This window comes from Pseudomonas sp. BIGb0164 (assembly GCF_024810135.1).
Classification (GTDB): domain Bacteria; phylum Pseudomonadota; class Gammaproteobacteria; order Pseudomonadales; family Pseudomonadaceae; genus Aquipseudomonas.
Genome location: NZ_JANUEA010000005.1, coordinates 1 through 22,734, shown reverse-complemented (window position 1 = coordinate 22,734; position 22,734 = coordinate 1). Strand labels below are relative to the sequence as shown.

Annotated in this window: 21 protein-coding genes; 7 read left to right on the top strand and 14 right to left on the bottom strand. The window is 60.9% G+C overall.

Annotation, left to right across the window (positions count from 1 at the left end):
* Positions 1-33 precede the first annotated feature (33 nt).
* The 3 genes from M2394_RS14355 to M2394_RS14345 form a co-directional block, all read right to left on the bottom strand.
* Positions 34-516 carry a hypothetical protein gene (locus tag M2394_RS14355; RefSeq protein ID WP_178919819.1) on the bottom strand — a complete coding sequence of 161 codons (483 nt, stop codon included), beginning with the start codon at positions 514-516 and terminating at the stop codon, positions 34-36.
* Positions 517-792: 276 nt separating this feature from the next.
* On the bottom strand, positions 793-1,017 hold the full coding sequence (locus tag M2394_RS14350) for a hypothetical protein (RefSeq protein WP_005790139.1): 225 nt from the start codon (positions 1,015-1,017) through the stop codon (positions 793-795).
* 444 nt (positions 1,018-1,461) lie between these two features.
* The gene (locus M2394_RS14345) at positions 1,462-1,767 is read right to left on the bottom strand and encodes a hypothetical protein (RefSeq protein WP_178919818.1); all 306 of its coding nucleotides are present in this window, start codon (positions 1,765-1,767) and stop codon (positions 1,462-1,464) included.
* A gap of 454 nt (positions 1,768-2,221) precedes the next feature.
* On the opposite strand from M2394_RS14345, the gene M2394_RS14340 reads away from it, so the two are divergent.
* Together M2394_RS14340 and rmuC are read left to right on the top strand one after the other, a co-directional pair.
* The gene (locus M2394_RS14340; RefSeq protein ID WP_259172917.1) at positions 2,222-2,545 is read left to right on the top strand and encodes a sel1 repeat family protein; all 324 of its coding nucleotides are present in this window, start codon (positions 2,222-2,224) and stop codon (positions 2,543-2,545) included.
* Positions 2,546-2,606: 61 nt separating this feature from the next.
* Positions 2,607-4,085 carry a DNA recombination protein RmuC gene (gene rmuC, locus M2394_RS14335; RefSeq protein ID WP_372339899.1) on the top strand — a complete coding sequence of 493 codons (1,479 nt, stop codon included), beginning with the start codon at positions 2,607-2,609 and terminating at the stop codon, positions 4,083-4,085.
* 105 nt (positions 4,086-4,190) lie between these two features.
* Here rmuC and M2394_RS14330 read toward each other — a convergent pair whose 3' ends face one another.
* The 3 genes from M2394_RS14330 to M2394_RS14320 form a co-directional block, all read right to left on the bottom strand.
* Entirely contained in the window at positions 4,191-7,661 is a 3,471-nt protein-coding gene (locus M2394_RS14330) for a PAS domain-containing hybrid sensor histidine kinase/response regulator (RefSeq protein ID WP_178919817.1), read from the bottom strand.
* A gap of 136 nt (positions 7,662-7,797) precedes the next feature.
* Entirely contained in the window at positions 7,798-8,187 is a 390-nt protein-coding gene (locus M2394_RS14325) for a YbaN family protein (RefSeq protein WP_178919816.1), read from the bottom strand.
* Between the two features lie 20 nt (positions 8,188-8,207).
* On the bottom strand, positions 8,208-8,795 hold the full coding sequence (locus M2394_RS14320) for a YecA family protein (RefSeq protein WP_178919815.1): 588 nt from the start codon (positions 8,793-8,795) through the stop codon (positions 8,208-8,210).
* A gap of 275 nt (positions 8,796-9,070) precedes the next feature.
* Here M2394_RS14320 and recQ point away from each other — a divergent pair, with 275 nt between their 5' ends.
* Together recQ and M2394_RS14310 are read left to right on the top strand one after the other, a co-directional pair.
* Positions 9,071-11,197, top strand: a complete 2,127-nt coding sequence (recQ, locus tag M2394_RS14315) for a DNA helicase RecQ (protein ID WP_178919814.1) — start codon at positions 9,071-9,073, stop codon at positions 11,195-11,197.
* Between the two features lie 121 nt (positions 11,198-11,318).
* Positions 11,319-11,753: a MarR family transcriptional regulator gene (locus M2394_RS14310; protein WP_178919813.1), complete on the top strand. Its 435-nt coding sequence runs from the start codon at positions 11,319-11,321 to the stop codon at positions 11,751-11,753.
* Between the two features lie 135 nt (positions 11,754-11,888).
* Here M2394_RS14310 and M2394_RS14305 read toward each other — a convergent pair whose 3' ends face one another.
* Positions 11,889-14,078 (bottom strand): patatin-like phospholipase family protein, encoded by a 2,190-nt coding sequence (locus M2394_RS14305; RefSeq protein ID WP_259172916.1) that lies wholly within the window; start codon positions 14,076-14,078, stop codon positions 11,889-11,891.
* An 84-nt stretch (positions 14,079-14,162) separates the two neighbouring features.
* Here M2394_RS14305 and M2394_RS14300 point away from each other — a divergent pair, with 84 nt between their 5' ends.
* Positions 14,163-14,450: a SelT/SelW/SelH family protein gene (locus M2394_RS14300; protein ID WP_176996213.1), complete on the top strand. Its 288-nt coding sequence runs from the start codon at positions 14,163-14,165 to the stop codon at positions 14,448-14,450.
* A gap of 35 nt (positions 14,451-14,485) precedes the next feature.
* Here M2394_RS14300 and M2394_RS14295 read toward each other — a convergent pair whose 3' ends face one another.
* From M2394_RS14295 to M2394_RS14285, 3 genes are all read right to left on the bottom strand, one after another.
* Positions 14,486-14,767 carry a hypothetical protein gene (locus M2394_RS14295; RefSeq protein ID WP_259172915.1) on the bottom strand — a complete coding sequence of 94 codons (282 nt, stop codon included), beginning with the start codon at positions 14,765-14,767 and terminating at the stop codon, positions 14,486-14,488.
* Between the two features lie 127 nt (positions 14,768-14,894).
* Complete coding sequence (locus M2394_RS14290; RefSeq protein WP_178919810.1) at positions 14,895-15,779, bottom strand: DMT family transporter; 885 nt, start codon at positions 15,777-15,779, stop codon at positions 14,895-14,897.
* A 99-nt stretch (positions 15,780-15,878) separates the two neighbouring features.
* On the bottom strand, positions 15,879-16,628 hold the full coding sequence (locus tag M2394_RS14285) for an AraC family transcriptional regulator (protein WP_178919809.1): 750 nt from the start codon (positions 16,626-16,628) through the stop codon (positions 15,879-15,881).
* Between the two features lie 137 nt (positions 16,629-16,765).
* Between M2394_RS14285 and M2394_RS14280 the strand changes: the two genes are divergently transcribed.
* On the top strand, positions 16,766-17,575 hold the full coding sequence (locus M2394_RS14280; RefSeq protein ID WP_178919808.1) for a UDP-2,3-diacylglucosamine diphosphatase: 810 nt from the start codon (positions 16,766-16,768) through the stop codon (positions 17,573-17,575).
* Positions 17,576-17,701: 126 nt separating this feature from the next.
* On the opposite strand, the gene M2394_RS14275 is transcribed toward M2394_RS14280, so the two are convergent.
* The 3 genes from M2394_RS14275 to phhA form a co-directional block, all read right to left on the bottom strand.
* On the bottom strand, positions 17,702-18,895 hold the full coding sequence (locus M2394_RS14275) for an amino acid aminotransferase (RefSeq protein WP_259172914.1): 1,194 nt from the start codon (positions 18,893-18,895) through the stop codon (positions 17,702-17,704).
* Positions 18,895-19,251, bottom strand: coding sequence for a 4a-hydroxytetrahydrobiopterin dehydratase (locus M2394_RS14270; RefSeq protein ID WP_105523117.1), 357 nt, complete (start codon positions 19,249-19,251; stop codon positions 18,895-18,897). The genes M2394_RS14275 and M2394_RS14270 overlap by 1 nt, the downstream gene beginning before the upstream one ends.
* Before the next feature lie 97 nt (positions 19,252-19,348).
* Complete coding sequence (phhA, locus tag M2394_RS14265) at positions 19,349-20,140, bottom strand: phenylalanine 4-monooxygenase (RefSeq protein ID WP_178919806.1); 792 nt, start codon at positions 20,138-20,140, stop codon at positions 19,349-19,351.
* 257 nt (positions 20,141-20,397) lie between these two features.
* Here phhA and M2394_RS14260 point away from each other — a divergent pair, with 257 nt between their 5' ends.
* Positions 20,398-21,951, top strand: a complete 1,554-nt coding sequence (locus tag M2394_RS14260) for a sigma-54-dependent transcriptional regulator (RefSeq protein ID WP_178919805.1) — start codon at positions 20,398-20,400, stop codon at positions 21,949-21,951.
* A gap of 72 nt (positions 21,952-22,023) precedes the next feature.
* On the opposite strand, the gene M2394_RS14255 is transcribed toward M2394_RS14260, so the two are convergent.
* The coding region (locus tag M2394_RS14255) for a hypothetical protein (protein ID WP_259172912.1) at positions 22,024-22,734 on the bottom strand (711 nt) is incomplete at its 5' end.

Here is a 22,734-nt window from a genome sequence, read left to right as displayed (position 1 = left end):
AACGTTTTTAGCCGAATCTTGCAAAACGCCTGATCAACAAGTGACCTGATTCATGGGTGAAACACAGGTTTGCCAGGCTTGAGTGAAATCGCGCAGCCTTCCTTGTGGATGAAAAATTTCTTTCCAGATACGCGCCATCGCCAATACATCACCAGGCAGTGGAAGGGCGGGACTATGTTGTTCGACCAGCAGCCAGGCGATGGCGGTGGCGTAACGCAGGTTGACGGTGAGCTCAAGTTGGGGTGCGCTGAGAAATGCATGCTGGCTGGCCAGCCCCCGCACAAGGCTGGCGCGTTCGGGGTCCAGGGCCAGGTAGTCGTCCCAGAGTGCGCGGTGACGAGGTTCGGTGATGCTGTACAGGCCATGGCCGCGCCGATCGTGCAGGGCGGAACCCAGTTCCGATTGGCTGGCAGCAATGCCCAGCAGCAAGGATTCGGCCGCTTGATCATCCCGGCCCAGGTACTTCAGCGTGGGCCTGATCACATAACGACACAATTCACTGGCAGCGATACCCATACAAGCCTCAATCCGTGAAAGTGGTCGACGAAGCCTGAGAGGGGGCTTGGCAGCAGGGGATCGGATCTCAGGCTCGTCGCAAGCGGATCATGCCGCTTGAGTTGAAGTGTAGTGTCATATTTGTGATGTAAAGGACTGTTTTTAAAACATCTTATTCATTTAGTTATAACGTTTATATCAATTTGGCCTTAGTACAAATGCTCAAACCTTGAATTCCGGGCAATAAAAAACCCTGCTTTTCAGGCAGGGTTTTTGTGTTTCAGCAACTCGGGTCGGTCAGGCAGTCAGGGCCTGACGGGTACGCTCGATCACGGCCTGCAGCGGTTCTGCGCTGGAGTATTGATCGGGGTACAGGCGTTCGCTGTGACGAGCGATGCCGTGTTCGTTGACCAGGGTGAAGCTGAAGCAGCCTTTGCGAGCGGCCATGATCAGGCAGTTCATTGGGGCAAAAGCGTTGGTGAGGGTGCGAATGGCATCCTGAGTGTGGATTTGAGCGTTCATGTTATGGGTGTTCCTACAAATGACACGGATTAAGAACCGTGCAACGTTAAAACGTTCCAGTAACGTTGATCACCATTGATCAAACGAAGAACCCGACTGGAACAAAGCAGCCAGTTTGAAGCGCTGATAAGTTAGGCGCGCTTGGGCTGGCAGGTAGGTACTTAGGAGGGCAGGCAACACAACAGGGGCAAAGGTTCTGGGCCCGGGGTGAAGATCCTGATCAATTTGCAGGTTGGTTCGGTCAGAGTATTGAGACTTCGCGACACCCTTTGCTTGTTCAAAGGCTGTGTCGTCGCAAGGAATACCTGGAAACCATCGAGGTGGTCGATCCCGTGTTGTTCAGGGGACTTGTTCGACCAGAATTGACTTTCAGCTTGGTACTAACGCGGCGGATAGTAACGGATTGAAACAAGGAAAGAAAGTGTGCTAGTCAAAATAATTTAATCAGGCGCCCAGTAACCCGCGATAGACCAGTACCGTGATCGCCGCTGCCAGCGAGCAGCCCAGCCCGTAGGCGGCCAGGGTCAGGCGCAAGGATTGGCCGGTCTCGACCACCTTCATCACGTCGCGCATGTCGTTGATTCGGCCGTCACCCAACTCGATGCACAGGCTCGCGGCGGTAAATGCGGCTGACAGCAGGATGGCAATCGCGAACAAGGCGCCATCGGGGGAGGGCAGCACGGCATTGATGCCCAGCGATATCGCGCAGACCGCCAGCAGCAACAGGGCGAATAACAGAATTCCTTTCATCGAGTCGCACAGGGTTGTGTGGGTGAAGCAGTGTGGCGAGCCGGCGCGGATTTGAAAAGCACCTCGGTTTGGTCCGCCGGTAACATTTTCCACCGTGTCGGATCAAAAAACGCCGACGATATAACCATCAGGTGGGTACTTGTGCACATTAGTTGCGGCGTGTGTAACCACGCTGTCAAGTACGATGAAGGGCCGCCAATTGCCTGCAAAGGAAATTTAAGTCAATGAAAAATCTCGCTTTTTTTTATTGGTGAAAAAATCGTCAGTTTGACTGCGGCCCCCATTTCATGGGCCTTTGCGAGAGTTAAAGGGGGGTTGTCCACTGAGTTATCCACAGCTTCTGTGGATTGTCCCGAGCGCTTGCTCTAGAACGGGCGTGCAGGGTTTTTTCAGCTTTACCTGTACGAAAAAAAGAGTAGAGTGGCGCGCCTTCCGTTCTGTCCCACAGTGCTTTATGAAGTTTCGCTCAGTATCACCTTCTGTTACCGACACTCCTCAAACTGTTACCGCACCCAAGCGTTTCTCCTTGGAAGTTGCCTTGTGGTTGCTCGACAGCCCGCGCCTGGGCCATAACACCAACGTCAAACACTTCGCCGGGCGCTTGCTCAAGCAGCCGGCCCGTGAAGGTGTGGTAGCTGCCCAAAGCCGCCTGGGCCAGTTGATGTGCCGTGAATGCGGCAACGCCCGCGACCGCCGCATCGGTCACGACCTGCTGCGCCTGGCCGCCCGCGCCGGTGATCGCCGTGCCCAACGCGAGCTGGGCCAGGTCGAAGACTGAGCTGTCCTCTCGCCCCGCGCTTGGTTAACCTTGCACTTTTTCGGTAATGGCAGAAATGGCTATGGCTTTTGACTGGACCAGTATTGCCTTGGGTCTTGCTGGCGCAGCGGTGCCGTTGTTGGCCCTGTGCTGGCAGCTCCAGCAACGCCTGAGCGCGCGCATGAGCGGTTGGGAGCTGCTCGAAGAGCGCCTGGCCATGGCGCAAATGGCCCAGGAAGGGCTGGCGGCCCAGTTGGATGCCAGCCGTGACGAGATCAGCGACCTGAGCCAGGCCAACGCGGCCAAGCAGGCAGACCTGGCCGCTGTGCGCCGCGAGGTCGAGCTGTTGCAGATCGACCGCGATAACGCCCGCGACGCGGCGCATGCCTGGAACCTCGACCGCAGCGCCAAGGACACCGAACTGCGCCGCCTCGACGCGCTGGCCGCGGCCCTGAGCGCCGAACTGCGCGAGCAGCAGGAAAGCCATCAACAACGCCTCACCGACCTGCAAGGTTCACGGGACGAGCTGCGCGCACAGTTCGCTGAACTGGCCGGCAAGATCTTCGATGAGCGCGAGCAGCGCTTCGCCGAAACCAGCCAGGAACGCCTCGGGCAGCTGTTGGACCCTCTGAAGGAGCGCATTCAATCCTTTGAAAAGCGCGTCGAAGAGAGCTACCAGAACGAAGCCCGCGAGCGCTTCTCCCTGGCCAAGGAACTCGAACGTCTGCAGCAACTGAACCTGCGCCTGTCGGACGAAGCCACCAACCTCACCCGTGCCCTCAAGGGCCAGAAAACCCAGGGCAACTGGGGCGAGCTGATCCTTGAGCGCGTGCTGGAACACGCCGGCCTGGAAAAGGGCCGCGAGTACCAGACCCAGGTCAGCCTCAAGGGCCCGGACGGCGAGCGTTTCCAACCGGACGTGCTGATCATGTTGCCGGGTGACAAGCAGGTGGTGGTCGACTCCAAGGTCAGCCTCACCGCCTATCAACAGTATGTGGGCGCGGATGATGAGGTGATTGGCCAGGCGGCGCTCAAGCAGCACGTCCTGTCCCTGCGCAATCACGTCAAAGGCCTGGCCGGCAAGGATTACAAACGCCTGGAAGGCCTGCACAGCCTGGATTTCGTGTTGCTGTTCGTCCCTATCGAGGCTGCGTTCTCCGCCGCCTTGCAAGCCGAACCCAACCTGTTCCAGGAAGCGTTCGACCGCCATATCGTGATCGTCAGTCCCACCACCTTGCTCGCCACGCTGCGGGTGATCGATAGCCTGTGGAAGCAGGAGCGCCAGAGCCAGAACGCGCGGGAAATCGCCGAGCGTGCCGGCTGGCTGTATGACAAGTTCGTCCTGTTTATCCAGGACCTGGATGAAGTGGGCAACCGCTTGCAGCAGTTGGACAAGGCCTACAGCGCTGCGCGAAACAAGCTGACCGATGGGCGCGGAAACCTGGTCAGCCGTACCGAGCAACTGCGGCTGCTGGGTGCCCGCGCGAGCAAAAGCCTTCCTGCCGATCTGCTGGAGCGTGCCATGACCGACGCCGACGGCGTCGCCCATCTCCCCGAATAAACAATGCGGTCGATGTGGGAGCTGGCTTGCCTGCGATAGCGGTGGATCTGTCACGACCGCTATCGCAGGCAAGCCAGCTCCCACATTTGACCGAGTCGGACCGGTCTATAGGGGTAAATGCCGACTCAACAACGCACGCAACGCCGCGGGTTTGACGGGTTTGGCGAGGTAATCCAAACCTGCGGCGTGCACTTCAGCGACCATTTCCGGGCGGCCGTCAGCACTGATCACCACGCCCGGAATCGGCTCCGCCAGTTGCGCGCGCAGCCACCCCATCAGTTCAGTGCCGGTTTCACCCTGGTCCAGGTGGTAATCCACCAGCGCCAGTTGTGGGCGCATCCCCTCGGCCAACAGCGCAGCGCATTGCGCCTGGTCGGTGGCGGTCCAGACCTCGCAGCCCCAGCGGGTGAGCAGGCTGCGCATGCCAATCAGGATACTTTCTTCGTTATCCACGCACAGCACCTGTGCGCCGCTCAATGGCAGGCCGTTTTCCTGCGCCGCCTTGACCTGCAGATTTGCCTGGTTGCGCGCCAACGGTACGCGCACGCTGAACACGCTGCCTTTGCCCGGCCACGAACGTACGCTCAAGCGATGGCCGAGCACCCGGCACAGGCCGTCGGCAATCGCCAAACCCAGCCCCAGGCCTTTCTCGGCACGGGTCTGGTGGCTGTCCAGGCGCTTGAATTCTTCGAAGATCACCTTCTGTTTATCCAGCGGGATGCCAGGGCCACGGTCCCACACTTCCAGGCACAGTTCGCCCTTGCGTCGACGTACGCCGAGCAGTACCGGGCCGTCGGCATAGCGGAAGGCATTGGTGAGAAAATTCTGCAGGATGCGGCGCAACAACTTGATGTCACTGTCCACCCGCAAACGGCTGCCACGCAGGCGGAAGCGCAAGCCTTGCTCCTGGGCCAAGGCCTTGAACTCCGCGCCCAGGGTGTCGAACAGCTCGTTGAGCACAAAGGGCTGACGCTGCGGATTGATCTTGCCGTTCTCCAGGCGTGAAATGTCCAGCAGGTCGCTGATCAGGTCCTCGGCCGAGCGCAGCGAGCTGTCCAGGTGCTGTACCAGTTGCCGGGCCTCGCTGGACATCCCGTCGTTCTGGTGGGAGAGGGCGGCGGAGAACAACCGGGCCGCGTTCAACGGCTGCATTAAGTCATGGCTGACGGCGGCCAGAAAACGGGTCTTGGATTGGCTGGCGGACTCGGCCACGCCCTTGGCGTCAGTGAGTGCCACATTGAGCTGCGAAAGCTCGTGCGTGCGCTCGGTCACCCGTTGCTCAAGGCCTTCGTTGGCCTCGGTGAGTGCCTGCTCGGCTTCACGGAACGCGGTGATGTCGGTGAAGCTCATGACAAACCCACCGCCCGGCATCGGGTTGCCAATCAGCTCGATCACCCGGCCATTGGGAAACAGACGCTCGGACGTATGCGCACGGCCCTGGCGCATCCAATGCAGGCGCCGCGCCACATGCACTTCGGCTTCGCCCGGCCCGCACAGGCCACGCTCAGCGTTGTAGCGAATGATGTCGGCAATCGGCCGGCCCACGCTGATCAGGCCTTCGGGGTAGTTGAACAGCTCCAGGTAACGGCGGTTCCACGCCACCAGCTTGAGCGACTGGTCGACCACGCTGATGCCCTGGGTGATGTTCTCGATGGCGCCTTGTAGCAGCGCCCGATTGAACTGCAGTACTTCCGACGCTTCGTCGGCAATGCGTACTACGTCTTCGAGCTGCATTTCCCGCCCTTCAATGGCGGCTTTCACCACTGCGCGGGTCGAGGACGCACCGAGCACACCTGCCAATAAGCGTTCGGTGTGGGCGATCCAATCGTTATCGGCATTCTGGTTGGGGTTGAAACCTTTGCCTTGGCGATAGGCGAACCGGATAAAGCTCTGTTGGGCGCGCTCCTCGCCAACGAACCGTGCAGCCAAACTGAGCAGGTCGCTGATTTGCACCGACAGCATCGAGCGGGCACTGGCACGCTGGCTGATTTCCTGGCCGATGAAGCGCCCGGCCTGCCAGTGTTCGGATACCCGCGTGCGCGACAGCATCGACACCCATACGAACAGTGTGAAGTTGCCTGCCAGGGAGAACACCGTGCCGAGGGTCAGTGAGGTGACGGACAAGCCCAGCGGGTGTGAGTGCATCCACGTCAGCCCTGGGAAAAGGCTCAGAGACCATCCCAGGCTTTTCGCCGTCACCGGTAGGACCAATGTGTAGAACCACAGGAATGTTCCCGCAGCCAACCCGGCAAATACACCGCGCCGGTTGGCCTGTTTCCAGTACAGTGCGCCGAGCATGGCCGGTGCCAGCTGGGTCACGGCGGCGAAGGCGATCTGGCCGATGGTTGCCAGGCTCGCGCTGGAGCCGAGCAAGCGGTAACTCACATAGGCCAGCAGCAGGATGATCACGATGCTGACCCGGCGTACCGACAGCATCCAGTGGCGGAACACCTCGAACGGCCGCTCGGCGCTGGAACGGCGCAGCAGCCACGGCAGCAGCATGTCGTTGGACACCATGGTGGACAAGGCGATGCTTGCCACGATCACCATGCCGGTGGCCGCCGAGGCGCCGCCGATAAACGCCAGCACCGCCAGTGCCGGATGCGCTTCGGCCATGGGCAGGCTGATCACGTAGGAGTCCGGCAACACCGAGCCCGGCAGCATCATCTTGCCGCCGAGGGCGATGGGGATCACAAAGAGTGCGGCGAGGATCAGGTACGCCGGGAACACCCACTTGGCCAGACGCAGGTCCTGCGGGTCGATGTTCTCGACCACCGTCACATGGAACTGCCGGGGCAGGCAGATGATCGCCATCATCGCCACGCCGGTCTGTACCACCATCGAGGGCCAGTTGATGGTTTCTTTCCAGTACTCCTCCAGCCGAGGCGCGAGCATGGCCTGGCTGAACAGATCACCGAAACCGTCGTAGAGGCCGTAGGTCACAAACGCGCCGACGGCGAGAAACGCGAACAGCTTGACCAGGGATTCAAATGCGATGGCCAGTACCATGCCGCGGTGGTGTTCCGTGGCGTCGAGGTTGCGTGTACCGAACACAATGGTGAACAGCGCCAGCACCAGCGACACGATCAGCGCGGTGTCCTGGGCGCGGGTGCCGGTGGTGTCGGGGCCGGAGCCGATCAGCAGGTTCACGCCCAGCACGATGCCTTTGAGCTGCAAGGCGATATAAGGGAGCACGCCGACCAGGCAGATCAGCGCCACCACCACAGCCAAGGATTGGGACTTGCCGTAGCGCGCGGCGATAAAGTCGGCGATGGAGGTGATGTTTTCCTGCTTGCTGATCAGAATCATCTTCTGCAGCACCCAGGGCGCCAACACCAGCAACAGCACGGGGCCGAGGTAGATCGGTAAAAACGCCCACAGCTGCTCGGCCGCCTGGCCTACGGCGCCGAAGAAGGTCCAGCTGGTGCAGTAGACCGCCAGCGACAGGCTGTACACCCAGGCACGCATACGCGGTGGCAGCGGCGCACGGCGGCGGTCACCGTAGAAGGCGATGGCAAACATAATGGCCATATAGGCCAGGGCAACGGCGGCGATCAGCCCGCTGGACAGCGTCATGGTAACTCCGAGCATAAAAACACCCAGGCATTCCAGGCCCGGTTGCACAGTCTCGCATGATGCTTGGGGTTAGTCAGTGTCGACCAAGGTCGTGTGCAGGGCTTGTGTGGGGACTGGTTCCTGCAAAAGCCGGTGTCTACCGTGGGCGGGGTGGCAGGGTTTTCTGGCGCAGGATGTAGATCGTCACCAGCACCGCACTGGTCAGCATGAAGCCCCGGGCCCAGGGCAGTGGCACCAGGTAGCAGGACAGGCCGATGCTCAGCCACATCAAGCCGATGGCGTAGACCTTGCCTTTGAGTGGGATGCCGTTGCCGTCCAGGTAATCACGGATCCACGGCCCCAGGCGTGGGTGTTCCACCAGCCAGTGGTAGAAGCGCGGAGAGCTTCGGGCGAAGCAGGCGGCGGCAAGCAGCAGGAAGGGCGTGGTCGGCAATACCGGTAGGAAAATGCCGATCACTCCCAGCGCCACGCTCAGCCAGCCGATGGCCAGCAGGGCGTAACGCAGGAGCAGAGGACGGTTGCCCATGGGTGTCACGGGCAAGCGACTCAGTGGTGGCGGGGCTTGAGGATCGCCGGTTTTTCGTCAGGGGCGTTGCACAGCAGGTACAGGGCGGTCAGGGCTTCCGGGATCTGAACGATCATGTCGTCCATCAGATTGGCGTCGGCCGCGATGTCGGAGAACTCCGGCTGGTCGTCGAACAGGCCCGAACCCACCATGATCGGCAGCAGCATTTCGCTGACTTCTTCCTCGGCGGTTTCGAACCAGGCGGCTTCGCGCAGGAACACACCTTCCATGAAGCCGATGCACCAGCCGCGCAGGTCGGAATCGTCGGGCTCATCACCCAGGTCCAGCTCGCATGGCAGCTCGAACTCCTCGTCGGAAGCCAGCTGGCGACCGATGTGGGCCTTGAGGGCCAGCAGGGTGGATTCGATTTCTTCACGCTGGGCAGCGTCGGTGTAGTGCGGTTCTTCGGCGAACAGCGCGTCGATCCATTCGCGGTCGGGCACGACTTCGGAGCAGATCGACAGGGCGGTCAGGTAGCCATGGGCGGCCACGTAGTCCAGCGCCTCGTCATGCAGCTCATCGGCGTCGAGGAAGGCTTGCAGGCGGGTTAGTTGCTCAGCGAAGGACATTGAAGGACTACCTTGGGAATAAACGATGCTGAATTCTAGGCCTTCTTGAGCGCCCAGGCCAGCCGCACTGCATATTTGCCAGGTTTTAGAGAGTGGTCGCTATTCGTCAGCGGCGCCCTTTGCCGGGTGTCGCTCGGGTATACTGCCGCGTTTTGTGATGTCCCGGCAGGCCAAGGCCAATCCGAGAAAACTTCGCTTACGGATTATTTGCCGTGCAGACGCGTTTTCTCAGCCAGCCTGTACAGTGGGATTTCGGCACCATTTTGGAGTTTTACATGCTCGAGCAGGCTCAACGCGTCCTCAAGGACATCTTCGGCTACGACAGTTTTCGTGGCCGCCAGGGTGCGATCATTGAGCGCGTGGCCAGTGGCGGCGATGCCCTTGTACTGATGCCTACCGGTGGCGGCAAGTCCTTGTGCTTCCAGGTGCCGGCCCTGTTGCGCAACGGCCTGGCCGTGGTGGTGTCGCCGCTGATCGCGTTGATGGACGATCAGGTGGCCACCCTTGAAGAACTCGGCGTCGCTGCGGCCTCGCTGAACTCCACCCTCAGCCCCGAACAACAGCGCGACCTGGCCGCGCGGATCAAGCGCGGTGAAGTGAAGATGTTGTACCTGGCTCCCGAACGCCTGGTGCAGCCACGCATGCTGGCGTTCCTGCAGAGCCTGGAAATCGCCCTGTTCGCCATCGACGAGGCTCACTGTGTCTCGCAATGGGGTCATGACTTCCGTCGCGAATACCTGCAACTGGGGCAGTTGGCGGAGCTGTTTCCCGATGTGCCGCGCATCGCCCTGACCGCCACCGCCGACAAGCGTACCCGCGAAGAAATCGTCGAGCGCCTGCATTTGCAGAATGCCGAGCGCTTCCTGTCGAGCTTCGACCGGCCGAACATCTTCTACCGCATCGTGCCCAAGGAGCAGCCACGCAAACAGTTGCTGGCGTTCCTGTCCGAACGGCGCAGCGATGCAGGTATCGTCTACTGCCTGTCACGCAAAAAGGTCGATGAAGTGGCAGCCTTCCTCTGCGAGCAGGGCTACCCGGCGTTGCCGTATCACGCGGGGTTGCCGAATGACCTGCGGGCCTACCATCAGAAGCGTTTCCTCAACGAGGAAGGCCTGATCATGGTTGCCACCATTGCGTTTGGCATGGGGATCGACAAGTCCAACGTGCGTTTTGTGGCCCACATGGACCTGCCCAAGTCCCTTGAGGCCTACTACCAGGAAACCGGTCGCGCCGGCCGTGACGGCCTGCCGGCCGATGCCTGGATGGTCTACGGCCTGCAGGACGTGGTGATGCTCAAGCAGATGCTGCAGAACTCCGAAGGCGACGAGCGCCACAAGCGCCTGGAGCAGCACAAGCTCGATGCCATGCTGTCGTTGTGTGAAGAGACCCGCTGCCGTCGCCAGACCTTGCTGGCGTATTTCGACGAAGACATGCCCGAGCCCTGTGGGCATTGCGACAACTGCATCGATGGCGTGCAGACCTGGGACGCCACCGAACCGGCGCGCCAGGCGTTGTCGACCATTCACCGCACCGGCCAACGCTATGGGGTGGGCCATCTGGTGGATGTGTTGCTGGGCAAGGACAACGAAAAAATTCGCAGTTTTGGCCACGAAAAACTTTCGGTCTATGGCATTGGCAAAGCCCGTGCGGAAGGCGAGTGGCGTTCGTTGTTCCGGCAGATGGTTGCACGCAATCTGGTCGACATTGACATCGAAGGTTATGGCGGGCTGCGCTTGAACGACAATTGCCGGCCGTTGCTCAAGGGTGAAGTGAGTCTTGAACTGCGCCGCGACCTCAAGCCGCAAACCACCGTCAAGAGCAGCACCAGCCAGGCTAGCCAGTTGGTACGAGGCGAAGAGCGCGAACAGTGGGAAGCCTTGCGTACCCTGCGGCGCAAACTGGCGCAGGAACACAGCGTGCCGCCCTACGTTATTTTCCCGGACTCCACCTTGCTCGAAATGCTGCGCGAACAGCCCACCACCATGGCCGAGATGGCCCGGGTCAGCGGCGTGGGTGCACGCAAGCTGGAGCGCTACGGCCAGGCGTTCCTGGAAGTGCTCGGCGGGCAGGCCGAAGCACCGAAGGAAGTCGCCGATATCCGCCACGAGCTGATCAGCCTGGCACGCGCCGGCATGACCCCGATCCAGATCGCCGGCCAGTTGCAATGCTCGGAAAAAAACGTCTACACCCTGTTGGCCGAATCCATCGGCAAGCAGCAGCTCTCCCTGGAGCAGGCCCTTGATTTGCCGGAGGATTTGCTCGGTGAAATCCAGGACGCTTTCCTTGACGGAGAAGGCGAATTGCCACCTGTCGCGGAGGTTGCGCCACTGTTTACGGGTCGTGTTCCTGAGGGCGTTTTGTACTGTGTACGGGCGGCTTTACAGTCTGAATTCGAAATTTAGTGCGCCAATTACGACAATGTAACGAATCAGTACATAGCAACTCTTGCCTACTGGCATGGCTCATGCTTAGCTGACTAATAATTAGCCACACTTTATTTTCAGTCTAAACCATGAGTTTTTTATGCCGTTAACCGATCAACACCGCTTTGGCATGCAGTTGGCGCAAATGTCCCGAGGTTGGCGTGCCGAACTGGACCGCCGTTTGGCGGGGCTGGGCTTGTCCCAGGCACGTTGGCTGGTGCTGTTGCACCTGGCCCGTTTCGAAGATGCCCCCACCCAGCGGGAACTGGCACAGAGTGTCGGTGTAGAAGGGCCGACCTTGGCGCGGCTGCTCGACAGCCTCGAAGGCCAGGGCCTGGTGCAACGCCAGGCGGTGTTGGAAGACCGCCGTGCCAAGCGCATCCTGCTGTGTGACACAGCCCGTCCGTTGATTGAGCAGATCGAAACCATCGCCACGGCCCTGCGTCATGAACTGTTTGTGGGGGTGGACGAAGCCGATTTGAGCGTGTGCATGCGTGTGCATGCGCATATCCTGGCGAACCTGGAAAAGTCCTGACCCCTGATTCCGTGAAGATCAAAATGTGGGAGCGGGCTTGCTCGCGAATGCGGAGTATCAGTTACCTTTTCAGTCGCTGACACACCGCATTCGCGAGCAAGCCCGCTCCCACATTTGGTTTGGTGTTCGGCTTTTCTAGAACGTCTGGCCCAGGTTCAGGTACACCGCCTGCTGGTTGTCATCGTTGAAGCCATAGCTGAAGTTCAGCGGCCCCAGCGGCGTATCGAACCCCAGGAAAATGCTCGCGGCGTTGATATACCCGCTGTCGAACTCATTGTCGTTGTTCCACGCCCGGCCCCGTTCCAGCGATGCCCCGAGGTACAGCGGGAAGTCCAGCGGCAAATACGAACGCGGCGTGAGGCGACGGTAGTACACCGCGCGCATCAGGCTGATGTTCTGGCCCGAGATCGCATCCTCGCGAAAGCCCGACAGCTGTCGCGCCCCGCCGAGCAGGAAGCTGGAAATCACCACGTCGGATTTATCCAGCGTGCGCCCGTAGCGCCCGCCCAGCACCAGGGTGTCCGGGCCATTGCTCATGGCCTTGTCCAGCTTGAACTCCCACTGGCGGTAGCGTTGGTCCGAACCCAGCCCCGGTTCGAACTCCCGGTAGGCCAGGCCAATGTCTTCGCCGGCATGGGGGAAGTACACGTTGTCCAGGGAGTCGAACGAGTACTTCAGCTCATAGAAGCCCTCACTGAAGCTCACGCTTGGCGAGTCGCGGTCGCCGATACGCACGTCGGCCTTGCCCCAGGCCTCGCCGACGCCGAAGCGGATCTCGCCGCTGTTGCCGATCTGGCGCCCCACGTTCAGGCCGAAGCCGTAGCGTTCCAGGCGGTATTCGGAGATGGGGTCGTTGTCCAGAATCAGTTCAACGTTCTGCGCCTGGGCACTGATATAGGGCGCGACGAAGTAGCGTGAGCCGGTGTCCATCGGCTGGTAGAACTCGCTGTACAGTTCTTGGCGATCACCGATCTGCACCCGCGTCAGCCATTCCGCGCCAAGGCGGTTGATACCGTTGATGCGGTAGCTGGCGCCGAGGTTGAAGGCGCTGTCGCCGCGCATGTCATCCGACAGGTTCAGGCCCAGGCGCAGGTAATCGGTGCCGGCGCGTTTGCCGCGTGCGCTGATCACCAGGGTGTTGTCCTGGCCCTTCTTCACCACGCGGTATTGCACCTGCTCGAAGTAGTCCAGGCCGTACAGCGTGCCCATGTCGGTCTGCAGGCGCCCCAGGTTCAGCGGTTCACCCAAGGGTTGGCGGATGTAGTAGCGGATCACGTCTTCGCTGACTTTCGAATCGTTCTCCACCTTGATCGCGGTGATCACCGGGGTGCGTTCACCTGCAGTGCGCGCGGCCACCAGTTGTGGGTCCACAGGCTCGGTGGGGCGTAAATGGGCCAGGCGCACGTCGAGGGCGCGGGTGGCGCGGTAGCCGGCGTCGATCATGTCTTTGGCGCGGCCGAAATCCGTCACGCCGTAGGCGGCCAGGGGCGGTTGGATCAGCACGTCCTTGGGGTGCAGGGCCTTGAGTTGTTCTTCGGAATTGCGTCGGGTCATCAGGGTGATGGACTGGTTGAGCACATCGACCACCGTGGCCAGTTGCTTGCGCGAGCGCAGCGGGGTGCCGATGTCGACCACAATGGCAATATCCACGCCCATCTCCCGCGCCACATCCAACGGGATGTTGTCGGTCATGCCGCCGTCCACCAGCAGGCGGCCATCGATCTCCACCGGCGCGAAGACGGCCGGGATCGACATGCTGGCACGAATCACCTGAGGCAGGTGCCCCTTGCTGAACACCACTTTCTCACCGGTGGTGATGTCGGTGGCCACGGCCCGAAACGGGATGGGCAACTTGTCGAAATTACGCGTGTTGCTGTTGTGGGCGAACATGCTTTCCAGCAACAGCGCGAGGTTCTGGCCCTGGATCACGCCCAGTGGCAGGCCCAGGCTGCCGTCGTCGCGGAAGCTGAGTTTCTGTTTGACCAGGAAGTCCCGGTCATCCTGCTTGCGTCGAAACGGCACGTCCTCCCGGGGCGGCGCATCGGACAGGGCCTGTTGCCAGTCGATATTCAGCGCCAGCTTTTCCAGTTCATCGATCCTGTAGCCCGAGGCATACAGCCCGCCGATCACCGCGCCCATGCTGGTGCCGGCGATGGCGTCGATGTGGATGCCTTGTTCTTCCAGCGCCTTGAGCACGCCGATATGGGCCAAACCCCGGGCGGCGCCGCCGGAGAGTACCAGGCCGACTCTGGGCCGTGGAGGCTCGACGGCGTCAGCAAGCAGGGGGACAAGGCACAGGAACAGGCAGGACAGCAGGCGGCGCATCATCAATCTCGAGGCTGGGCGGTAAAGGCCGGTATTATAGCCACCCGATCCTCCGAGCCCGTTACGCCAGGAACCTCTCAAATTATGTCCACTAACAAACCCGAGATCGTCATTACCTATTGCACCCAGTGCCAATGGTTGCTGCGTGCCGCGTGGCTGGCCCAGGAGTTGTTGAGTACGTTCTGCGACGACCTGGGGCGCGTGGCATTGGAACCGGCTACCGGCGGGGCGTTTCGCATCACCTGCGATGGCGTGCAGATCTGGGAGCGCAAGGCCGATGGCGGTTTTCCGGAAGCCAAGGTGCTCAAGCAACGTGTGCGCGACCAGATCGACCCAGCACGCGACCTGGGCCACAACGATCGTACGCAATGACGGTCACCGCCGCAGAGCAGCGGTGACCGTTAAGGCTATTTGGCCGCCAGCTTTTGTTTGATGAACCCGACCACCCAAGTCAGCACCAGGCCGCCAACGCCGCCGCCCACGATATTGCTGCCGACTGCCGCCACATCCAGCGCTTCACCGCCGGACGTTCCAGTGAACTGCGAGACAACCTGGCCCAGGACCAGGCCGCCAATACCGCCGAGAAGCGTATTGAGCCCAGTCCCCAGGCTCTGCTTGGTCATGCCGGCGACGTTTCCGCCGACGGCACCGCTGATGATTTGAACCAGCAAGCTGATGAGCATTTCCATGATGAAACCCCTGCATAGCGTTATGGGAGTGACCACTCGCTTGCAGCAACATCAAAGGGCAGGGCTGTCGTCGAGTGGCCTTATCCGTTGAACGACGACAGACTGTTGCGGATGCGCAAAGTATAGATCAAGCCGCCGCCGCAGGCTGTTTGGCCTGGCTGGCGCTGCCCATCAGGCCGGACAGCACGATGGCGATGATGATCAAGACGCCGCCCAGCAACATACGCAAGGTCGGGGTTTCGGCAAACAACAGCCAGGCCACGGTAATGCCGTAGACCGGCTCCATGGCAAATACCACTGAGGCGGTGCGCGCCTTGATCACCGCCAGGCTGGCCACGAACAGGCTGTGGGCCAGTCCAGTGCAGAACACGCCGAGCAGGCCAATCCACAGCCAGTCAATGGCACGCACATCGGCCAAACCAGGCGCCGCCACCGGTAGCAGGCATGCCGCAACCACGACGTTCTGGCACAGCGCCGCCTGCACGGCCGGGATGCGCCCGGAGCTGGCGCGGTTGTTCAGGGACAACAACGAAAACAGCAGCCCCGAGGCGATGCCCCACAGCAAGCCGCCCGTGGCTTCGCTCGCCAAATTGAAATCGGGTGTCACCAGCACCAGGCCGACACTGACCAGCGCCACCAGCACCACTTCATTGGCGCGGATACGCTCGCGGAAGATCAACCCTTCAAGGATCACGGTAAAGGCCGGGAACGCGGTGAACCCCAGGGTCGCCACGGCCACGCCGGCCACTTTGACCGCAATGAAGAAGGTCACCCAGTGCGCAGCGAGCAGCACGCCGCTGATGAGCAGCCGGCGCCAGTCACGCAGTTCAAGGGTTTTCCAGGTGGTGTTGCTGGCAAAGCGCGCGAACACCGCGAGGGCCAGTACAGCGAAGGCGGCGCGGCCAAACACGATGATGGCGGGCGAGGCGGCTGCCAGCTTGCCGAACACGCCGGTGAGGCCAAACATCAATGCGCCGATATGCAGGGCGCCGAGGGCTGAGCGGGGAGTCATTGCGATCCTTGAACCAACAGGTTTATCGAGGCGCAGTGTAGAGGGTTGCAAACGAGCGTGTCTGTCGTCCGACTCGCGCCCGTTGTCGCGAGACTCTTCCTACAGTGAGCGGCGCAACGCCCCCGGTGATGCGCCGAACTCCCGCAGCATCGCCGCTGCGAACGCACTCTGCGAGCTGTACCCGACGCGGTCGGCGACTTCACCGATGGGCAACGGCGTCTCGCGCAGCAGCTTCAAGGCCATCTGCAGCCGACGGCTGCGGATATAGTCCATCGGCGTCTGCCCGCATTCGACGATAAAACGTGCGTGCAGGCGTGCGACCGACAGGTCGGCGATGCGCGCCAAGTCAGCCACTTGCAGCGGGTGCGCGACATGCCGCTCGATGTGGGCGTTGAACGCGGTGTAGGGCAAGCGTTTGCCAGGCACGGGTTGGGCCTGGGGGTGATTGAGGCTGGCGAGCAGCAGCACCGCACCTTGCTGGACGATCAGCGGGTCATCCACCGGGCTGTGGGCCAGCCATTGCACCAGTTGGCTTTGCCGGGTGTCGAGGGTCAGGCGCGCGGGTTCGTCGAGCAGGCGGCGGCTGGCATCGGCGTGTTCGCCCAGCGATTGCACTACCCAGTGTTCGGTGGGCACATCCAGCACCAGACAACGGCTGCCATCGCGGCTGCCGCAGGCATGGTGGGCCGAGAACGGCAGCACCATCACGCTGCTTTCATGCACCTGGCTGCCTCGGCCATCCACTTCAAGGTCCAGGTGGCCGGACAGGCCGAACACCAGCTGCGCATGGTCATGGCTGTGGGCGAGGGGGGCTTCGATGTAGTGGCGTAGTGTGAGCGTCGGTCCCATCACGGTCTCCTGGGCAGCATCTGCGCAGTCTACAACGCTTCGCGGGCACCGGGCGCTGTCATCAGACTGACGCACAGTTGTCATGGGCTATTAATCGCCGTGGCGCAAGCTCGCGAAAACACCGTCGAGGGATGCCCATGACCAGTGCCGAGTTCGCCAAGCCCAGCCGCAAGCAACGGGTTCGTACCCTGTGGATTTCCGATGTGCACCTGGGCACCCGGGATTGCCAGGCCGAACATCTGTCGCATTTCCTCAAGGGCTACCACGCCGATAAGGTCTACCTGGTGGGCGACATCATCGACGGCTGGAAAATGCGCGGCGGCATGTATTGGCCCCAGGCCCATACCAACGTGATCCGGCGCCTGCTGACCATGGCCAAGCGCGGTACCGAAGTGATCTACGTCACTGGCAACCATGACGAATTCCTGCGCCGTTACTCCAAGCTGATCCTGGGCAATATCCAGTTGGTGGACGAAGCGGTGCATGTGACTGCCGATGGCCGGCATCTGTTGGTGATCCACGGTGACCAGTTTGATGTCATCACGCGCTACCACCGTTGGCTCGCGTTCCTCGGTGACTCGGCCTACGAATTCACCCTCACGCTCAATCGCTGGCTCAATCACTGGCGCGCACGCTATGGCTACGGTTACTGGTCGCTGTCGGCTTACCTCAAGCACAAGGTCAAGACGGCGGTGAGTTTTATCAGCGACTTCGAAGAAGCCATCGCCCACGAAGTGACCAAGCGTGAACTGCATGGCGTGGTGTGCGGGCATATTCACCATGCGGAGATTCGCAAGGTGGGCGAGGTGGATTACCTCAATTGCGGGGATTGGGTGGAGTCGTGCACGGCGTTGATCGAACACTGGGATGGCAGCATCGAGTTGTATCGGTTGGCGGATGCCCAGGCGAAAGAAGCACAGCTCAAAGCCGAGATGGTGGCGGGCTGAAGGATTCACACGGACAAAAATGTGGGAGCTGGCTTGCCTGCGATAGCGATGTTTCAGTCGACATCTCTATTGGATGTGACACCGTTATCGCAGGCAAGCCAGCTCCCACATTTAGATTGAGTTTCGTCAGTTGCAGACGTCAGCAATGGCCTCGGCCAGCAACGCCAGCCGCGTGGCATCAGCCCCCGCCACGTTGGCCCGGCCCGAACTCACCATGTACACGCTGTGCTTCTCGCGCAGTTGCTTGACCTGTTCGGCGCTCAGGCCGGTATAGGAAAACATCCCGCGTTGCGCGCCAATGTGTGCGAACTGCTCGGCCAGCCCGTGTGGCGCCAGCGCCTCCACCAGCCCGGAACGCAACTGCGCGATCCGCGAACGCATGGCTTCGACTTCACCGCTCCACAACGCCTTGAGCTCGGCATCGCCGAGGATGGTCGCGACCACGGCCGCACCATGATCCGGCGGCGTTGACCACAGGTTGCGCGCGATGTTTGCCAGTTGGCTGCGCACATCGGTCAGCTTCTCGGCATCCGCCGCGCACACGATCAACGCGCCGACACGGTCGCTGTACAGCCCGAAATTCTTCGAGCACGAACTGGTGACCAGCAGTTCTGGCAACTCAGCCGCGAACAGACGCACCGCCCAGGCATCCTGCTCCAGGCCGTCGCCAAAGCCTTGGTAGGCAAAGTCGATCAGCGGCAGCAGCCGGCGCTCGCGCACGATCTGCAGCACCTGGCGCCAGTCGTCCTGGGACAGGTCGAAACCGGTTGGGTTGTGGCAGCAGGCGTGCAGCAGCACCACATCGCCCTCTGGCACCTTGGACAGCGTGGCCAGCATCGCCTGCACATCCAGGCGGTTGTCAGTGCCCACGTAGGGGTAATGGCTGACCTTGAGCCCGGCCTTGGCAAAGATGGTTTCGTGGATCGGCCAGGTTGGGTTGCTCAACCACACGCCACGGCCCGGCAGGTGCTGGGCGATGAAGTCGGCGCTCAGGCGCAGGGCCCCGGTGCCGCCCGGGGTCTGGCTGGCGCCGGCACGGCGTTCGCGAATCAGCGGCGAGTCGGCGCCCAGCACCAATTGGCTGATCAGTGTGCCGAAGGCGGCATTGCCGTGGCCGCCGATGTAGGTCTTGGTGGTTTGCGTGTCCACCAGGCGCTGCTCGGCGAGCTTCACCGAGTGGGGGATAGGTGTCAGGCCCTGGTCGTCCTTGTAGACGCCCACGCCCAGGTCGAACTTGTTCGGGTTGCTGTCCTGGGCATACAGGTCCATCAAACCCAGGATCGGGTCGCCGGGCACACGGCCAATGGCATCAAAATGCATTACTTGCGGCCCTCGGCGTCCTTGGCCACGTCGTCGGTGCGCGCGGCCATGATGAAGTCATTGCGGTGCAGGCCCTTGATGGAGTGGCTCCACCAGGTCACGGTGACTTTGCCCCATTCGGTGAGCAGGCCTGGGTGATGGCCTTCGGCTTCGGAGATCTCGCCCATGGCGTTGGTGAAGGCCAGGGCAAACTTGAAGTTCTTGAACAGGAAAACCTTTTCCAGCTGCATCACGCCATCGCGTACTTCGATGTTCCAGTCGGGGATCTGCTTGATCAGTACCGGCAACTCTTCATCGCTGACTTGAGGGGCGTCGGCGCGGCAGGCTTCGCAGTGGGCTTGGTTCAAGGTGGTCATGTAGGTGTCCTGAATTCGAATGTATGAAGATCAGTAGCGTCACCCTAAAGCAACGCGCGGCCAGGGAACAGGTTCACCTGGCTTCAAAACGTAAGGTTCACGCAGCTTTGGGCTTGGGTGGGAATTTTGGCGCGTGCAAACCGAGCTGCATGCCGCGCTCCACCATGCCCATGATGTCTTCCTGCGCCACGTCGAACAGGCGCTTGAGTTCAGGCAGGACAAAGTACAGCGGTTGCAGGATGTCGATGCGATACGGTGTGCGCATCGCTTCCAGCGGGTCGAAGGTTTGGTGCTCGGGCTCGGACGACAGGCTGTACACCGTCTCCTTGGGCGACGACAGAATACCGCCCCCATAGATGCGCCGGCCCTGCGGTGTGTCCACCAGGCCAAACTCGATGGTCATCCAGTACAGGCGCGCCAGGTACACCCGTTGCTCCTTGGTGGCCGCCAGGCCGAGCTTGCCGTAGGTGTGGGTGAATTCGGCGAACCAGGGGTTGGTCAGCAGCGGGCAGTGACCAAAGATCTCGTGGAAAATGTCCGGCTCTTGCAGGTAGTCCAATTCTTCGCGGGTGCGAATAAAGGTCGCGACCGGAAACTGCTTGCTGGCGAGCAATTCGAAGAAGGTCTGGAAGGGGATCAGTGCCGGCACGCGGGCCACTTGCCAACCGGTGGTCTCGGCCAGCACTTTGTTGATTTCACCCAGTTGCGGGATACGATCCAGGGGCAGGCCAAGCTTGTCGATGCCGTCCAGGTATTCCTGGCAGGCGCGCCCCTCGATCACTTTCAACTGGCGAGTGATCAGGGTGTTCCACACCGCATGTTCTTCCGGCGGGTAGTGGATAAAACCTTGCGCATCGGGCTCGCGGGCCACGTACTGCGTCTGCTTCATACGGCTCTCCTGCTAGGCATTCGTTCTTGTTATGTCCTGCTATGAGCCTATTGATACCCCTTGGTGGGAGAGATTCCATCTACCTGCCGCGTGTATCCGTAGGAAAAGTTACCGATATTCGTAAAGTTTTCGTTACGTTTGTGGCGCTCATCGTTGGATTGGGCTGGGAAAAGCACACAAGCTGTCACATAATCTTGACGACTATCTGCGCCCAGCGGCAAAAAGACGCGGCGCCTTCCCACTTTTCGGGCCTTTTCATGCGTATCAAAGTGCACTGCCAGAACCGCATCGGCATCCTGCGGGACATCCTCAACCTGTTGGTGGAGTACGGCGTCAACGTCGCCAAGGGGGAGGTCGGTGGCGAACACGGCAATGCCATCTACCTGTTCTGCCCGAACCTGGTGAACATGCAATTCCAGGCGTTGCGCCCGCAATTCGAAGCGATCGCCGGGGTGTTCGGCGTCAAGCGGGTAGGGCTGATGCCCAGCGAGCGGCGCCACATGGAACTCAATGCGTTGCTCGGTGCCCTGGAGTTTCCGGTGCTGTCCATCGACATGGGTGGCTCCATCGTCGCCGCCAACCGTGCAGCGGCACAGTTGCTCGGCGTGCGGGTTGATGAGGTGCCGGGCATTCCATTGTCGCGCTATGCCGAGGATTTCGACCTGCCCGAGTTGGTACGTGCAAGCAAATCACGCATCAATGGCCTGCGAGTCAAGGTCAAGGGTGACGTCTTCCTGGCGGATATCGCGCCGCTGCAATCCTCCGAACACGATGACAGTGAAGCCATGGCGGGCGCCGTGCTGACCCTGCACCGTGCCGACCGCGTGGGGGAGCGTATCTACAATGTGCGCAAGCAGGAACTGCGCGGCTTCGACAGTATTTTCCAGAGCTCCAAGGTCATGGCGGCCGTGGTGCGCGAAGCGCGGCGCATGGCACCGCTGGACGCGCCTCTATTAATAGAAGGCGAGACGGGCACCGGCAAGGAACTGCTGGCGCGGGCGTGCCACCTGGCCAGCCCGCGCGGACAGTCGCCGCTGATGGCCCTCAACTGCGCAGGCCTGCCGGAGTCGATGGCCGAGACCGAGCTGTTCGGCTACGGCCCGGGTGCGTTTGAAGGTGCGCGGGCCGAAGGCAAGCTCGGGCTGTTGGAGCTGACGGCGGGCGGTACGTTGTTTCTCGATGGCGTTGGGGAAATGAGCGCGCGTTTGCAGGTGAAGTTGCTGCGTTTTCTGCAGGACGGTTGCTTCAGGCGCGTCGGCAGTGATGAAGAGGTGTACCTGGATGTGCGGGTGATCTGTGCGACCCAGGTGGATTTGTCTGAGCTATGCGCGCGTGGTGAGTTTCGCCAGGATCTGTATCACCGCCTGAATGTGCTGTCGTTGCACATCCCGCCGCTGCGCGAGTGCCTTGATGGCCTGGCGCCGCTGGTTGAGCACTTCCTCGATCAGGCCAGCCGCCAGATCGGCTGCCCGTTGCCCAAGCTAGCCCCGGCGGCGATGGAACGTCTCAGTCACTACCATTGGCCGGGCAACGTGCGGCAGTTGGAAAACGTGCTGTTCCAGGCGGTGTCGTTGTGTGACGGCGGTACGGTCAAAGCTGAGCACATTCGCCTGCCGGATTATGGCGTGCGTCAACCGCTTGGCGATTTTTCCCTGGAGGGTGGTTTGGAAGAGATTGTCGGGCGGTTTGAGAAGGCGGTGCTGGAAGTGCTGTACGCAGAACACCCCAGCAGTCGGCAACTGGGTAAGCGGCTAGGGGTTTCGCATACTACGATTGCCAACAAGTTGCGGGACCACCATGTGACCAAGTAATTGCTCCATAGGGTTGCGCGCTGAACACTGCGCAGGGGGGCGCAGTGTTCAAATTAGCGTGCGTGGGCGGTATCAGTGCGGGCGGTCTTCTACAAGACCAATAGGCACATAGTTGTGTCGATTGTCTTTGTCTTCCCATATGAGCAGGGGAATGCCATTCCCCATGTAATCAGGGAGTGAGACCAGTGAATAGTTTTTATCGTGCGGCAGCTGGTCAAGGCTCTTCTTTATTTCTGGAGAAAGTGCGCCGTGTGCGCCTTTTTTTAAGTCATCTGAAGTAACGCCAAGGTTGATGGAGTTTGCTTGGGTTTTAATTATTTCTGGTAAGCCCCATATGGGGTGGTGGTTGTTTTTCGTTAAAACTGGGTCGTCGTTCAGCGGTTGGGTCAAGGTAGGTTTGTTTCCGTCAGTGGGTATCCAGGCAGACTCCCAATTTTTTTCGCTACTTAGAATGACCAGCCGGTAGTTTTGGTCTTTGTCCAGCTTTTCAAGCTCCTTCATTGTCTTTGGTGGGAGCGCTCCATACTTGCCAGCCCGGATGTCATCGGACGTAATGCCATGGTCGATCTCTGCTTTTCGATTGGGTATACGGTCGAGCAATTGATCTATTGCCTCAATGGTCCGGGTGGTTTGAGACGTGTCGAGCCTAGGGCGCACGTCCCAGTCGCGACGAGAGTCGGACAGTCGACGGTCAGGGCGGTAGTCCCGGTCATGACGGGTTTCGGGCAGTCGCCGGTCAGGGCGGTAGTCCCGGTCATGACGGGTTTCGGGCAGTCGCCGGTC

Bases quoted from the DNA above. Each gene is read 5' to 3' on its own strand.
- M2394_RS14330 (WP_178919817.1), bottom strand. From the start codon at position 7,661: ATGACGCTGTCCAGCGGGCTGATCGCCGCCGTTGCCCTGGCCTATATG.
- M2394_RS14280 (WP_178919808.1), top strand. From the start codon at position 16,766: ATGACCAGTGCCGAGTTCGCCAAGCCCAGCCGCAAGCAACGGGTTCGT.
- M2394_RS14290 (WP_178919810.1), bottom strand. From the start codon at position 15,779: ATGACTCCCCGCTCAGCCCTCGGCGCCCTGCATATCGGCGCATTGATG.
- M2394_RS14300 (WP_176996213.1), top strand. From the start codon at position 14,163: ATGTCCACTAACAAACCCGAGATCGTCATTACCTATTGCACCCAGTGC.
- phhA (WP_178919806.1), bottom strand. From the start codon at position 20,140: ATGAAGCAGACGCAGTACGTGGCCCGCGAGCCCGATGCGCAAGGTTTT.
- M2394_RS14355 (WP_178919819.1), bottom strand. From the start codon at position 516: ATGGGTATCGCTGCCAGTGAATTGTGTCGTTATGTGATCAGGCCCACG.
- M2394_RS14320 (WP_178919815.1), bottom strand. From the start codon at position 8,795: ATGTCCTTCGCTGAGCAACTAACCCGCCTGCAAGCCTTCCTCGACGCC.
- M2394_RS14350 (WP_005790139.1), bottom strand. From the start codon at position 1,017: ATGAACGCTCAAATCCACACTCAGGATGCCATTCGCACCCTCACCAAC.
- M2394_RS14325 (WP_178919816.1), bottom strand. From the start codon at position 8,187: ATGGGCAACCGTCCTCTGCTCCTGCGTTACGCCCTGCTGGCCATCGGC.
- rmuC (WP_372339899.1), top strand. From the start codon at position 2,607: ATGGCTTTTGACTGGACCAGTATTGCCTTGGGTCTTGCTGGCGCAGCG.
- M2394_RS14270 (WP_105523117.1), bottom strand. From the start codon at position 19,251: ATGACCACCTTGAACCAAGCCCACTGCGAAGCCTGCCGCGCCGACGCC.
- recQ (WP_178919814.1), top strand. From the start codon at position 9,071: ATGCTCGAGCAGGCTCAACGCGTCCTCAAGGACATCTTCGGCTACGAC.
- M2394_RS14345 (WP_178919818.1), bottom strand. From the start codon at position 1,767: ATGAAAGGAATTCTGTTATTCGCCCTGTTGCTGCTGGCGGTCTGCGCG.
- M2394_RS14275 (WP_259172914.1), bottom strand. From the start codon at position 18,895: ATGCATTTTGATGCCATTGGCCGTGTGCCCGGCGACCCGATCCTGGGT.
- M2394_RS14295 (WP_259172915.1), bottom strand. From the start codon at position 14,767: ATGGAAATGCTCATCAGCTTGCTGGTTCAAATCATCAGCGGTGCCGTC.
- M2394_RS14305 (WP_259172916.1), bottom strand. From the start codon at position 14,078: ATGCGCCGCCTGCTGTCCTGCCTGTTCCTGTGCCTTGTCCCCCTGCTT.
- M2394_RS14340 (WP_259172917.1), top strand. From the start codon at position 2,222: ATGAAGTTTCGCTCAGTATCACCTTCTGTTACCGACACTCCTCAAACT.
- M2394_RS14285 (WP_178919809.1), bottom strand. From the start codon at position 16,628: ATGGGACCGACGCTCACACTACGCCACTACATCGAAGCCCCCCTCGCC.
- M2394_RS14260 (WP_178919805.1), top strand. From the start codon at position 20,398: ATGCGTATCAAAGTGCACTGCCAGAACCGCATCGGCATCCTGCGGGAC.
- M2394_RS14310 (WP_178919813.1), top strand. From the start codon at position 11,319: ATGCCGTTAACCGATCAACACCGCTTTGGCATGCAGTTGGCGCAAATG.